General features: G+C 45.5%; 11 protein-coding genes. 3 read left to right on the top strand and 8 right to left on the bottom strand.

The genetic code is table 11. The features are described from left to right. Window positions 1–174: 174 nt before the first annotated feature. Entirely contained in the window at window positions 175–663 is a 489-nt protein-coding gene (rimI, locus tag QO189_RS11030) for a ribosomal protein S18-alanine N-acetyltransferase (protein ID WP_371532754.1), read from the top strand. Window positions 664–742: 79 nt separating this feature from the next. Here rimI and QO189_RS11025 read toward each other — a convergent pair whose 3' ends face one another. The 3 genes from QO189_RS11025 to trxB are packed head-to-tail and all read right to left on the bottom strand — an operon-like array spanning window position 743 to window position 3,046. After that, on the bottom strand, window positions 743–1,177 hold the full coding sequence (locus QO189_RS11025) for a MerR family transcriptional regulator (protein ID WP_058023725.1): 435 nt from the start codon (window positions 1,175–1,177) through the stop codon (window positions 743–745). A gap of 33 nt (window positions 1,178–1,210) precedes the next feature. Beyond that, complete coding sequence (gene aat / locus QO189_RS11020) at window positions 1,211–2,023, bottom strand: leucyl/phenylalanyl-tRNA--protein transferase (RefSeq protein ID WP_371532753.1); 813 nt, start codon at window positions 2,021–2,023, stop codon at window positions 1,211–1,213. After that, window positions 2,024–3,046 (bottom strand): thioredoxin-disulfide reductase, encoded by a 1,023-nt coding sequence (gene trxB / locus QO189_RS11015; RefSeq protein WP_201600372.1) that lies wholly within the window; start codon window positions 3,044–3,046, stop codon window positions 2,024–2,026. Between the two features lie 546 nt (window positions 3,047–3,592). Here trxB and QO189_RS11010 point away from each other — a divergent pair. Both QO189_RS11010 and QO189_RS11005 read left to right on the top strand, forming a co-directional pair. Beyond that, window positions 3,593–6,871, top strand: a complete 3,279-nt coding sequence (locus tag QO189_RS11010) for a DNA translocase FtsK 4TM domain-containing protein (protein ID WP_371532752.1) — start codon at window positions 3,593–3,595, stop codon at window positions 6,869–6,871. A 233-nt stretch (window positions 6,872–7,104) separates the two neighbouring features. Beyond that, a complete protein-coding gene (locus QO189_RS11005) occupies window positions 7,105–8,598 on the top strand; it encodes an amidase (protein ID WP_371532751.1) in 1,494 nt (497 codons plus the stop codon). A 30-nt stretch (window positions 8,599–8,628) separates the two neighbouring features. On the opposite strand, the gene QO189_RS11000 is transcribed toward QO189_RS11005, so the two are convergent. The 5 genes from QO189_RS11000 to QO189_RS10980 form a co-directional block, all read right to left on the bottom strand. Further along, entirely contained in the window at window positions 8,629–9,522 is an 894-nt protein-coding gene (locus QO189_RS11000) for a class III extradiol ring-cleavage dioxygenase (RefSeq protein ID WP_371532750.1), read from the bottom strand. Between the two features lie 83 nt (window positions 9,523–9,605). Continuing rightward, a complete protein-coding gene (gene rlmH, locus QO189_RS10995) occupies window positions 9,606–10,094 on the bottom strand; it encodes a 23S rRNA (pseudouridine(1915)-N(3))-methyltransferase RlmH (RefSeq protein ID WP_371532749.1) in 489 nt (162 codons plus the stop codon). Window positions 10,095–10,183: 89 nt separating this feature from the next. Further along, a complete protein-coding gene (locus QO189_RS10990) occupies window positions 10,184–10,732 on the bottom strand; it encodes a DUF421 domain-containing protein (protein ID WP_371532748.1) in 549 nt (182 codons plus the stop codon). 149 nt (window positions 10,733–10,881) lie between these two features. Continuing rightward, the gene (locus QO189_RS10985; RefSeq protein WP_371532747.1) at window positions 10,882–11,367 is read right to left on the bottom strand and encodes an ABZJ_00895 family protein; all 486 of its coding nucleotides are present in this window, start codon (window positions 11,365–11,367) and stop codon (window positions 10,882–10,884) included. A gap of 148 nt (window positions 11,368–11,515) precedes the next feature. After that, complete coding sequence (locus QO189_RS10980) at window positions 11,516–13,606, bottom strand: D-alanyl-D-alanine carboxypeptidase/D-alanyl-D-alanine-endopeptidase (RefSeq protein ID WP_371532746.1); 2,091 nt, start codon at window positions 13,604–13,606, stop codon at window positions 11,516–11,518. Window positions 13,607–13,610 lie beyond the last annotated feature (4 nt).

Raw genomic sequence — 13,610 nt, 5'->3', positions numbered from 1 at the left:
CTTAAGTCTCAGCAATGAGATTATGAATTAGTCATAAAAAAGCCATCCTATCTAGGGTGGCTTTTTTTTGGGTGTTGGGAAAGGGTTAATTACTTATTTATATCATTGGATCATTAATCGATAAACATGCGATAAGATTTATGTATACAATTTCAGCATAATAAAAGGACAGTCATGTTTCTGATAGAAGCGTTATCAACCAATACAGCAGAGCTTGAGCAAGTGGTTCAAGCCGTAGCAAATATCGAAGCTATCGTCCAGCCGCAAGATGCTTGGAGCTACCAGACTTTGCTTGAACTGCTCGAGAAAGACAGCATCAATATGCTGGTAGTGTACACACAAGATAAAAGTGCAAAGAGCAACGTAATTGGTTACTGCTTATATCAAATGGTGTTTGAGCAAGCAGAAATTTTGCGTATTGGCACGCATCCTGATTATCAACGACAAGGCATTGCTTCGCAAATTATTGATAAGTTGCATAAAGTATTGCAGAGTAATCAGGTGGAGAGTTTGTTGTTAGAAGTACGAGCAGACAATCATGCTGCGATAGCGTTATATAAGAAGCAATCATTTACAGTCATTCATAGACGCAAAGGCTATTATCAGTCACCGAATCAGTCTGCAGTTGATGCACTCATCATGCAACATGTTTATGGTGAGTGAAGAGAGTAAATTCTCATTAGGAGTGATAAGCGTAGTTTCTTTAAGGATAAATTACTTATCTCAACCAACGTTATCGTGTTTAACTTGATGGTATTTTCTTTTTACAGATATTAGTGTCTAATTGATAGTTGCTGTCTGCTTTCATCCGTGCAAGAACATCTATACGCTCGCTCAATAACTCTACCATTACGCTTATATTGGCTTGCTGTTTTCTGACTTGTTCTAGCTTTTGCTGAGTCAGCATGAGCTGCAAGTCAATATCCAATTGTCCATCGTAATAATCGTTTAAGCTGTTTTTGATTTCAGTGAGGGTAAAGCCGATGGCCTGTGCGCTTTTAATTAGCTCAATACGCTCGACACACTCGGGATGAAACTCAGTATATAAACGTGAGCCTGCTTGACGCTTACGTGACCTTAGTAGGCCCAACTGCTCATAGTGACGCACAGTGTCTTTGGTTGTATTGGCTTTTGCTGCCAGCTCTCCGATTAGCAGAAATGAGGTATCAAGCGCCATAAAATTCTCTTAACTCTTTAGCTTTTGTAGACTTCATGATTGATGCTGCCAAGGATTTGTCGTATCGAGAAGGGATACGGCTAATGGTTTGTGAGAATTATTGTGCCAATTGATGGAGCGACTGCTTATTAAGCGGTCTAATTGAGCAAGAAAGTCAGGACGCGGTAGAGTAGTGGCACCTAAGCTCATGAGATGATCATTCGGTAGCTGGCAGTCGACAAGTGCAACATGACTTTGCTCACACAAGCGCATCAATCCCCAAAACGCGAGTTTTGACGCATTGGAGGCTCGATGAAACATGGATTCGCCAAAATAGATGCCGTTTATTTTTAGTCCATACAGTCCACCAATGAGCTGACCTGCCTCGTCCCACACTTCAATGCTATGGGCAAAGCCTTGCGCATGCAATTTAGTATAAGCCTCAATCATCTCATCATGAATCCAAGTATGCTCGCCTTCGGACAAGTCATTATTGAGACCATCACTACGCGGCAGGCTACAGGCATGGATAACGTCATCAAAAGCTTGATTGAGCGTCAATTGCCAACGCGTGCGACTTGCTTGCTTGCGCAGCGACTTACTCGGTTGATAATCAGATGGAACGATCACACAACGCGGCTCAGGACACCACCAAGCGATAGGCTCATCTTCATTGAACCATGGAAATAGCCCTTGTGCATAAGCAGATATCAATGTGTCGGGCGCAAGATCGCCACCCATCGCGACAATGCCAATGCCATCAGGATCGATAGAGATAGGATCAGGAAAGTCATAACGCCCAAGACTTTTCAAAGTCTCAGGCGTGATGTATTGATGATTATCGTTGAACTGTATGAAGTGATTCATTTAGTCTTCTTGATCAGCAGTCAGCGTTGACGCATACGTATGGTCTTTCGCCGTTGCCTCACCGATGGCATCTAAGTACTTCTCTGCATCCAGCGCTGCCATACAGCCAGTGCCAGCAGAGGTAATGGCTTGACGATAGACATGATCAGCCACGTCACCTGCGGCAAACACACCTTCGATACTGGTTTGCGTGGCATTACCATTCAAGCCACTATTGACGACCAGATAGCCATCTTTCATATCCAATTGACCTTTGAACAGGTCGGTATTAGGCTTATGACCGATAGCGACAAACATACCCATTGCATCTAGCTGTTTGGTGCTGCCATCAATCATTGATTCAATAACGACACCATTGACGCCCATGTCATCACCGACGACTTCTTTGACTTGATGGTTCCATTCGATTTTAACATTACCGTTTTTGGCTTTTTCAAACAGCTTATCTTGTAGGATTTTTTCAGAGCGTAAGCTATCACGGCGATGCACTAAAGTCACTTCAGAAGCAATGTTAGATAGGTACAAAGCTTCTTCGACTGCCGTATTGCCACCGCCAATCACGGCAACTTTTTGATCTTTATAAAAGAAACCGTCACAAGTGGCACAAGCAGATACGCCAAGACCTTTGAATTTGGTTTCTGATTCTAGACCTAGGTACTGAGCAGAGGCACCTGTTGAGATAATCAGGGCATCACAAGTATAGGTGCCGTTGTTACCTGACAGCTCAAAAGGTCGTACATTCAAATTAACATCATTGATATGGTCATAAACCAATTCTGTACCGAAACGCTCAGCATGTGCCTTCATACGCTCCATTAATGCAGGACCGGTCAAATCATGCGCATCGCCTGGCCAGTTATCGACTTCAGTGGTGGTGGTTAATTGGCCACCCACTTCCATACCCGTTACCATAACAGGTTTAAGATTGGCGCGTGCTGCATAGACCGCAGCAGAGTAACCGGCAGGGCCTGAGCCTAAAATGATGAGCTTTTCGTGACGTGGAGCAGTAGTGTCAGTTGCCATGAGTTGTTCCTTTCTAAGTATACGAATGAAAAATATGAGTTATAAATATAATAAAAAAACGTCAAGCGTTGCTACTAATATGGTTTTTCTAATTGCTGTGTGATAATAACATAAGGGTAGATAGCAAAAAGTGCAAGTTTGCTAAAACAAACACAGCTATCATTAGAATCAAAGCATAATAACCTTGAAATACTCGTGCTAGAAACAGCTGGTATTTTATAGGGTCTATATAAAATTGTTAGCAGTATTCTGTTAGTAACCTTTGGCTTATCCGCAGGTTTTTTGCGCAAATCGTACATTGATTTACTTTCTTGCACGCTTTCTTTATAAGAGTGTCGCCACTGTACCTATGTATTTGTTATTATAAGAAGTTATGCCAAGTGTGATAGAGCTTAAGCGATGATTGCTATGCTCAGGCCTTTTGAGAGGCGAATCTCAACGAAACACTTTGCTAGGTACCTTTATATGTCAACACTTTATGTCAGCATGATTAGGCTTAGTCATGCACTGGCGACCATTTAGTATTAACAACAAGGCAGATTTTACGTGATATCAGCACCGCTTATTGAGTATTTAAAAAAGGGAATATTTACCCTCCTTGGGTTAATACTGGCTGTTTATTTGTTTGTTATTTTGATGACTTACACAGGCAATGATCCTAGCTGGTCGCACATCAGTAGTGATATGACGACCATTAACAATATGGGTGGGCAGACGGGCGCTTGGTTGTCCGACTTGCTCTATAGTTTTTTTGGCTATGGTGCATGGTGGTTTTTAGCGTTTGTGGTTTATGAGTCTATCCTTATTTGGTGGGACAATAAGCCGACGTTTTGGCTCATGCGACTGGTCGCTTATGTGTTTTTGCTGTTGAGTGCCAGTGCATTATTTGCACAACTGGTTGCATTGGTTCAGCAAGTAGCCAATCCTGCATCAACGGGACTTGAAGGCGTGGCTGGTGGTATCATCGGTCTTGAGTTGCAGGAGCGTTTGGCACAGTTGCTATCGCAGTGGGGGAGTGTGATTTTCTTGGCGGTATTTGTCGTGATTACGGCTACCTTTGCCTTTAACATCCATTGGCTTGCTATATATCAGAAGATTACAGCATTATCTTGGCTTGGCTCAGGGTTAAAAAATAAAGACACGGCTCAAGCAGATCAACAAAGTAATGTCTCACAAAACGCTGATAACATCCCAGAAAATAATCCCAATCAAACAGCCGAGTACGAGCAGCTGCCACTTGAGCTGCAATCAACTGATGATGCGAATAGTGCTCAGGCAGTAGATAATAGTGGCAGATTCAGCAATGTATTGTCAGATTTTTTGTCGACGTCAGGATTGGCTGATAGTGTGAAAGCCTCTATGGCGACAGCAAAAGCAGCAGCTACGTCTAGCGATGAAAAAAGTGAGCCACCATACGCGGCCGCAGCAACTGCTAATGCTACGGTTGGTAGTACAATCAGTGACACAAACACATCAACGATATCAAACCCTACCGTAGCGCCTGCTCGTAAAGTTGAGCCAAGCTTTGCGTGGAATGATGCAAATACGGTTGATGATTTGCTCGCGCGTGAACAGATGGCTTATAGCACTAACAGCATAGATAATTCTACTGTGCCTAACTATGCACAGAGTAAAGTCGTCACTGATGTGTCATTAGAAGAAACAGTACAAACCTCGGTAGCAGCACCGATGGTAGAGGCCGCAACTCTATCTAATCAAGAACTAGCTACTCAATCCTCAATGGATGAATCAACGAATGCTCAAGCTGTCAATCAAGCTATTACTGAGCCGGAAGACTCTCACCCAGATGATACAATGGGAAGTGTCGATAAGTTAGCAGAAACATGGTTGGCGGAGCATGCCGATATAGAGCCTGCTACAACCCATGTTACTGAGCAGCCAGCGCAAGAAGCGCGATCAAAGCCTGCGCCTGAAATGACTCCTAGTTTTTCAAATGCATCCTCTCATGAACAGAATGAACTGCCACATAGTGATGATTCACTATCTGTGTCTGAAATCTCAACGGCTCAGTCATCGATAGAAGTCGCTCCGCCAGTGTCAGGCGTCTCTGACATGACCCCAACCAATACGCCGCCTGCCAATCCAAAAGCGGCGCCAACTGTGGAAGCGGTCAGTTCGGCCTCAAATACGCAGCCTGTAGCCCCAGCTAAACCATCCGTCAGCTTTGCGGTACCAGAAGGTGATAGTAGCAACCATATCACTGACATGATGCCGGAGGATGATGCTACTGACGACACCAGTGCACCAGTTATGCCGCATATCAGTGACGATGCGGCGTTCAGTCAAAAATCACGCTCGATGCAGACGGCTGCCTATCGCAGTAGCCTAACCCCTATTCCAGATGTGTCTATACTGGACAAGCCTGATCCTGACCGTAAGCCTAGCTATACCATTGCTGAGCTTGAGCAATTATCTGAGTTGTTAGAAATCAAGCTCCAAGAGTTCAATGTAAAAGCCAACGTCGTCAACGCTATCCCAGGGCCTGTCGTAACTCGCTTTGAAGTGGAGCTCGCTGCTGGCGTAAAGGCCAGTAAAGTTACTGGTATTTCGCGTGACTTGGCGCGCTCACTATCGATGGCCTCATTGCGTGTGGTCGAGGTCATTCCTGGTAAGCCGTATATCGGTATCGAAGTGCCCAATAAGAAACGTGAAATGGTGCGCTTGATTGAACTATTGAATACCGAAAAGTTCAAAGACCCTAAAGCACAAATCAGTATGGCGATGGGTAAGGACATCGGTGGCAACCCCATTATTACTGATCTTGCCCGCGCACCGCACATGCTGGTCGCTGGTACCACAGGCTCTGGTAAATCCGTACTAGTCAACTCGATGCTATTATCGATGTTACTCAAGTACACGCCCAATGAGCTGCGTCTGATCTTGATTGATCCAAAGCAGCTCGAACTGGCTAACTATAATGACATTCCGCATTTGCTAACGCCAGTAGTCACCGATATGACGGAAGCGGCTAGTAGCTTGTCATGGTGCGTGGCCGAAATGGAGCGTCGTTATCAGCTAATGAGCTTGCTCAAAGTGCGTAAGCTCAATGAGTTTAATAAAAAAGTCATTGCGGCAGAGAAATCGGGCAATCCAATGCTTGATCCTCTATGGCGACCGAATGACAGCGTGAGTATCAGCCAAGCGCCGAAGCTCAAAACCTTACCGATGATTGTCATTGTCGCGGATGAGTTTGCCGACATGATTATGCAGGTTGGTAAGCAAGCCGAAGAGTTAATCACGCGCTTGGCGCAAAAATCACGTGCGGCGGGTATTCACTTAATGCTAGCTACTCAGCGTCCATCAGTAGATGTCATTACGGGTTTGATTAAAGCAAACATTCCTGTGCGTGCAGCACTACGTGTGAACTCAAAAGTCGATTCACGAACGATCCTAGATAGTGGCGGTGCTGAAGACATGCTGGGTAACGGTGATATGTTGTTCTTGGGGCCAGGTCAGATTGAACCAGATCGTGTACACGGTGCTTATGTCAGTGATGAAGAGGTCAACCGTGTCTGTGACGCATGGCGCGAGCGCGGTGCTCCCGATTATATTGACAATATGGCAGGCAATTTTGAGTTGTCTAGTCCGGGCGGTGGTAGCACGGCTAATGCCTCTGGCGAGGATGATGATCTATATAATGATGCCGTCGCCTTTATTATGGAAACGCGTAAAGTATCGGCTTCTAGTATCCAGCGTAAGTTCAGCATCGGCTATAATCGTGCCGCCCGTATTGTCGACTCGATGGAAGACGCTGGACTGGTCAGCTCCATGGGCAAAAGTGGTAAGCGCGAATTGTTAATGTAGCGCTTAGTATTGAATTAATAATGAAAAAACGAGTCATAAAAGTGGCTCGTTTTTTTTGTGAAAGAGATTTAAGATTAATTTCATTCATAAACGAACTAGCTACCAAAACTTTCAAATGACCAGTGAGTTTGTTTATCAATCATAAGTCGTGATTTTTTATACTAAACTGACAGTTATTGATGAAATAAATATTCAAAAAACTTACTACAATTACTCTCCAAGGAAGGTCAGTTATGTTTAAAGAATATACCCAATACGATGCACTCGCCTTAGCGGCACTGGTTAATTCAGGTGAGGTCAGTTCAGAGGAGTTGCTGGATGCAGCCGTTTATCAGGCCAATAAACTCAATCCCAAGCTAAATGCCATTATTCACCGTTTCGATGAACGCGCTTATAACGCTGCGCAGGCAGGGTTGCCATCTGGTGTGTTCAATGGCGTGCCTTATCTGCTAAAAGACTTGTCATTTAGTTTTGCGGATGAGCCTATCACGATGGGCAGCCGTAGCGTCAATATCATCTCAGAAAAAGACAGCGAAATCGTCAAGCGAATGAAAGCCACGGGCGTGAACACCTTTGGTAAGACTAACACTCCTGAATTTGGTTTGATTATCACCACTGAGCCAAAAGCACATGGTGCCACTCATAATCCCTTTAAAAAAGGTTATAGCTCTGGTGGCTCATCGGGTGGTAGTGCAGCAGCAGTGTCGAGCGGTATCGTACCGATGGCAGGCGCTGGTGATGGCGGCGGCTCGATACGGTTTCCGGCTGCTTGGTGCGGTGCGTTTGGCTTAAAACCAAGCCGTGGTCGTAATCCGCTTGGTCCTAATCTTGGTGAAGGCTGGGACGGGGCAGTTGCCGATCATGTGATTACGCGCTCGGTACGTGACAGTGCCGCGATGCTCGATGCTACCAGTGGCGCGGAGGTTGGTTCGCCTTATGTCATTGCGCCGCCAGATGGCACATTTTTGCAAGCGGCGATGCGTGCACCGCGACCATTGAAAATCGCTCTGCAGCAGCAGCCATTGATTGCCAATACCGTAGTGGATAAAGAAGTCCTTGCTGTACTGGAGCAAACCGCTAAGCAACTAGAATCTATGGGGCATCAAGTAATACCCGCTGAGCCAAATATCAATATCGAGCAGTTCTGGCATGACTTTATCGTGGTGGTCTGCGCGCATACCGCCTTTACGATTGATAATATCGAGCGTGAGTTTGGCACTGCCCATGTCAAAAACCTAGAGCCACAAACCTACAACATGGCGCTACTCGGACGTTCGCTATCAGCAGTGGACTTGGTTCATGCCAAACACGGTTGGCATAACAGTCAGTATCAAACGGGACTGTTATTAGAAACCTACGATATGATTTTGTCCCCGACCGTACCAACACCTGCGGTCAAACACGGCGTACTGCCGCCTAGTCGTATGGATGAGATGATGATGCGTAGCGCTGGGGTACTGAATAAAGGTTTTGATATGGGTAGATATGCCTTTAGCTCGGGTATGATCGAAAAGCTAAGCGCGCCTGTGCTAGGAAAAATGGGCTTCACGTTATTGGGCAACGTCACAGGATTGCCAGCCATGTCGGTGCCAGTCGGCATGAGTAAAAAAGGCTTGCCAATTGGTATGCAACTCATCGGACGTATGAATGATGAGGCGACGCTATTTAGTCTGGCAGGTGAGATGGAGCGTGCAGGTTTATTTACCAAACCTGCCTTTGAAAAGTAGGTTTGAACGCTTTGATTAAATAGGTATCACTTAATCAAAGCGATAGATATCCATGCCCAAGCTGTGATGCGCCATACTCTGATGAACAACTGAGACGCGCTGACCCGCACCTAACGCAAAAAATAATGGCAGCAAATGCTCGTCACTTGGATGAATGTCTTTGTATTGAGGATATTGCTGCCAGTCAAGGGCAGTGGGGATATCTATCTTGAGCTGCTGGAGCAACCATTGCTTAAAGGCTTTGGCAGCCTGATCGATGCTGTCGGCTTCCCAGCGTAGCGCTTGTAAGTTGTGAGTGATATTACCCGAGCCAATCACAAGAATTTGCTCGTCACGCAAATGTGCGAGCTGCGCGCCCAATTGATAGCAAGCAATGCTATCGTAATACTGAGGCAATGATACTTGAACGATAGGCACATCTGCCTCTGGGTACAGGTGTCTGAGCGGTGCCCAAACTCCATGATCACAGGCACGTACAGGATTGACGCTACAAGTGATACCGCGCGCGGTGAGCTGCTGAACAAGCGTCTCAGCCAGCGCTGGTTGACCTGATGCAGGATACTGTAGTTCATACAGTTCGGGCGAAAAACCCGAGAAGTCATGCCACGTTTTTGGCTGCGGGTTACTGCTAATCTCAAGTTTTGCTGATTGCCAATGCGCCGACATAATAACGATGGCACGTGGTTTAGGTAAATTTTGCCCGATACGTGCCAATGCGCTGGTCGTGGCAGATTGCTCAATCGCAAGCGTAGGTGCCCCGTGCGAGATAAATAACGCAGGTAGTTTGGATGCATTGGGCATTATAGCAGATGCACTTTCCCATGCCGCAGCAGAGGTAATAGGTGTCTGTACAGTGTCGTGATGGTGATCACGCTGATGCGTAGTCTGAGAGGCTTTGGATGTCGCGCGTTTTGGATATTTCATGTTCCATTTATTAGGGCGTACGCCAGTTTTTCAATCTCTTTTGGGATTGATGTTTTAAATCAAAAAAACAGCTTAGAGTTTGGTTAATTACCGCGATGATAAGGGTGGTTATTATTGATACTCATCGCGCGGTATAGCTGCTCCATCAGGACGACGCGTACCAGCGGATGTGGCAGTGTCAGGGCTGATAATGATAATTTTGCGTCGGCTTTTGCTAACACTGCTGGTGATACGCCATCTGCACCGCCGATGACCAACGCAATATCATCACCTTGCTGCATGCCATCAGCGAGTTTATCAGCTAATCCTTCTGTCGAAATCATCTTACCTTTGACGTCTAGTACCCATAATTGCTCACGGCTCGCGGCATTATGAGCGGCCAATATCGCTTGACCTTCTTGCTCACGGTACTGTGCTAGATTGGCATCTGAAGGGTTTTTTGACCGTTTTGCGGCGGCAATTTCCACAATCTCTGTGCTCAGCATGGGCTGAATACGCTTAAAATACTCATCAAAACCTGTTTGCACCCAGCTAGGCATCTTATTGCCAACGGTCAAAATTCTTACCTTCATAGTACGTACCATTTTTTAAATTGAAAAATTTTTACATTTGAGCACTGAATCTGAGTATTGATAGCCATCAGTGCTCGATTATCTAATCACTACATCAAAGGGGTAATGGTCTCTGATACGCTGTGATCTACATCCTGCTCATCATCATTCGAATCGGCTTGGCGTTGTTTTGGAATCACGCTGAGCTTGGCGTCAGATTCAAAGACAATAGCTTCGATATCATCAAAATTATTGATACCTTCAGCACGCATCGCACATTCGATTTCTTGACGAGTCAAGCGCTCGGCACGCATCGCCTCTGGCAAAAACTGCCCCTGATAAAAGACAATACGTGGATCAGACAAAATAACACTGCTAAATTGCGGTGAGATAGAGGCGTATTTGGTCACCAAAAACTGTAAGAGATAGAGTACCAATATTGATGACACCCCTTCGATGAAAGGGATGTTTTTGAGCAAAATGGTACTGGCGCCCAATGAGCCAATCATTACCGTAACGATCCAATCAAAATTATTGAGTTGTGACGTCGAGCGTTTACCCGAGGCTTTGGTCACCAACACAATCAACACGTAGACCATAACAGTCGTTAAAACAATGCGCCCGAGCTTATCTATGTTGTCAAAAAAAACCGTTTCCATGATGTCTGCTCCTATTATAAAGTAAAACAAATAACCGCTAAAATTTGACTGCTCAAAGTTAGCCTAACGGATTTTACGTATAAGTAGGAGAAAACTTTGTATTACCTTGTAGGTGGTTGGTTATGCTCGTAGTAAATGGTCGAGTGTGTTCATACTGTTTTGAGAGCAGGGTTCAAGAAATGGTTGATGGCCCATAGGCTGATACGCGTACTGACCAAGGTGAATACCAGCATCAACACCAGTGAAGAGAGCAAGGGCAAAGGCCGTGCCATTGCCATCTCAAGTAGCACCTCACGGCTGACTGCATCAAATAACCAAAACCATATGGCTAAAAAATAAAGGACCGTCAATAACCAAACAACCGCAATACCGCCAAACATGAGCCGGTTGATTTCATTTTTAGCCAAGGCGCGCTGCTGATGCTTGATGAATTTGCTGACAGCAATATAGGCACCGACGATGATAGAGACGACCATGACCAGTTGCGAGTTAAGCGCAATCTTGGTCTGAATCATCATAAATATGGCGCTGGCTAGGATGTAACCAATGGCAAAAAACCCGATATATTGCGCCAGTTTAGGCTGACTTGACGCAAGCGTTCGAGGCTTACTGAGATTGGTTGTCTGGCGTGACATAAGCTGGCCTTTGTAAAGGTAAGAAGAAAAGTTTTAAAATATATTAATAAATATAGCAGTCATAATTGCTGTGCAAATAATCATACCACTTGCGTCAAAATATCTGCTGCTTTACTACTGCTCACTAAGCATCGCTTTAGAAAAACCATCAGCGCTGAGCGGTCCAGTCGAGTACTGCATCTAATACAGGTCTTGCTGTATAAGGATTGAGCGCTTGATCTGTATTAATCATACCCACAACGACATAGTCTTGACCTGATAACCCTTTGACATAGCCTGCCATTGATGTGACGTTATTTAATGTACCTGTTTTTATCCATGCTCGGCCAATCGCTGCTGAGTTAGGTAATCGCTCACTATGAGCGGCAATGGTGCCACTGACCCCAGCGATACCTAACGAGTCTACATACGCATCAAAGCTTGGGTGACCATAAGCGTAAGTCAACAGCTCGCTTAGGTTGGCGGCGGTGATGGTACAGTCGCGGCAGAGTCCCGAGCCATTGGTCAAATAAGGTGGCGGTGTGCTTAGATTGGTTTGCCACCATTGATTGATGGTCTGTAAGGCTGAAGAATAATCAGTACCAGCAGGTGTGCCAAACTGATATAGGCTATCAGCTTTTTTATGGGTATTCTGATTATTGACTACTATGTTATTCGTTAACTCGCTAGTATTGTTATTAATAGCCGTTGATTGAGTCAGTCCTGCTGTGTCATAGGCACCTATAGATAGGGCCACTTGTTCAGCCATAACATTGTTTGAAAAGTGGTTAATATCATGAATCTGCTGCGTTAGGTTCAACGAAGGATAGCTGACCATAGGCAAGGGTGACATAGTAATAGCGGTGAGACCATGTACTGATTTTGAGGTATTTTGGGCATCGTAAGGGGTTTCTTGTGAGATCACTTTGCCGCTCAGGGTATTGCCTAGTGCTTGCCATTTGGCAGCAATGACGTGTGCCGCAAACTCTTTGGCATTAGGATACGCCACATAAAACACATGCTCGCCGCAGCTCTCTGGCAGACTGGCATTGAGTGTTAGCCGCTCCGCTTGCCACTGCGGCGATAGGCTGTAGCTTGCCTGTCCACAGTAAGCGGCACGGGTATTTATCTTATCAGGCAGCTGATAGTTGGCCAGTCGCGGCTTATAGGTCAAGCTCGCTTGGCCATTATCTGAGGGGTAGGTTTTGATACCAATGGTGCTAAAGTTGACCAAAAAACCATCAGGACTGGCGTTATAAGGGCGCAAAGGTGAGTTATCAAAGGCAGCAGGATCTTCGCTCACGTTTTTGAAGATTGCACTGTCAACGATGATGTCACCATCGATATGGCGAATACCTGAGGTTTGTACTTTATACAGCAGCTCCTTCAAACGCTCGTGGGTCATTTTTGGATCGCCACTACCTTGAATGATCAAATCACCATGTAGACGGTCGCCGATGACAATACCAGTATGATAGACGCGTGTATACCATACAAAGTCTGCCCCTAGTGTGTCCAAAGCGATAAAACTGGGAACGAGTTTCATGGTGCTAGCAGGGGTACGAGGGACATCAGGTTGATGATTCAATAATGGTGAAAAGGAGATTTTGATAGAAGTGTTATCAGTGCTCACCGCGTTGTTGGCATCGTTAGCATGGGTTGGTTGATCGTCAGGCACTACCGTTGGGATGCTTTCTACACTCTGATAAGTATAAGGATCATCAGTATAGTCGTGTATCTTCTGCTCGTGCTGTTCAATCGTGCGCTTTTCAATAGTAATCAATGCGCTTTGTTGGTCAGGATTACTGGCGGCATGGTTGTTATTATTTTGAGTCGCTTTCTGACTGCTACTGTTCTTATCAGTAGGCATATTGGTAGTCGTATTTTTAGATGGTGTCGTCGGCATCAATTGACTATCAACATCACTGCTATCGATCACCTGAATAGGAGCAGGCAGACGACTGGCATTCTTGTCCCCTATTGGCGTGACGATGATGCTGATGTCAGATTCTGTCAGATCTGCACGCAATAAGGCAGCATGAATGGCTGTTGGCAGCGCGGCTTGTGCGTAGGTAGGCACCAGCATAACCGCTGACAGTAGCGCAAGTATCGGCAAACGTTTTTTAGATTGATTAAATAGTGGCACATGGCTACAGAGCGTGGTGAGCTTTGCTGTAATGGGCGTGTGGCTATTGCGTTGAGATGGGTCGCGTTGAGATGGATTGTATCGACAGAGATCGCGTTGAGAAGGGTATCGCATGAGC

Origin of the sequence: Psychrobacter sp. Arc29, assembly GCF_041431175.1 — a bacterium.
Lineage (GTDB): Bacteria > Pseudomonadota > Gammaproteobacteria > Pseudomonadales > Moraxellaceae > Psychrobacter.
The sequence above is the reverse complement of the archived record's forward strand: the minus strand, read 5'-3'. Positions and strand labels throughout refer to the sequence as shown.

What these genes read in the sequence shown, in the direction of transcription:
- rimI (WP_371532754.1), top strand. Translation starts at nt 175, where the DNA reads ATGTTTCTGATAGAAGCGTTATCAACCAATACAGCAGAGCTTGAGCAA.
- QO189_RS11025 (WP_058023725.1), bottom strand. Translation starts at nt 1,177, where the DNA reads ATGGCGCTTGATACCTCATTTCTGCTAATCGGAGAGCTGGCAGCAAAA.
- aat (WP_371532753.1), bottom strand. Translation starts at nt 2,023, where the DNA reads ATGAATCACTTCATACAGTTCAACGATAATCATCAATACATCACGCCT.
- trxB (WP_201600372.1), bottom strand. Translation starts at nt 3,046, where the DNA reads ATGGCAACTGACACTACTGCTCCACGTCACGAAAAGCTCATCATTTTA.
- QO189_RS11005 (WP_371532751.1), top strand. Translation starts at nt 7,105, where the DNA reads ATGTTTAAAGAATATACCCAATACGATGCACTCGCCTTAGCGGCACTG.
- QO189_RS11000 (WP_371532750.1), bottom strand. Translation starts at nt 9,522, where the DNA reads ATGAAATATCCAAAACGCGCGACATCCAAAGCCTCTCAGACTACGCAT.
- rlmH (WP_371532749.1), bottom strand. Translation starts at nt 10,094, where the DNA reads ATGAAGGTAAGAATTTTGACCGTTGGCAATAAGATGCCTAGCTGGGTG.
- QO189_RS10990 (WP_371532748.1), bottom strand. Translation starts at nt 10,732, where the DNA reads ATGGAAACGGTTTTTTTTGACAACATAGATAAGCTCGGGCGCATTGTT.
- QO189_RS10985 (WP_371532747.1), bottom strand. Translation starts at nt 11,367, where the DNA reads ATGTCACGCCAGACAACCAATCTCAGTAAGCCTCGAACGCTTGCGTCA.
- QO189_RS10980 (WP_371532746.1), bottom strand. Translation starts at nt 13,606, where the DNA reads ATGCGATACCCTTCTCAACGCGATCTCTGTCGATACAATCCATCTCAA.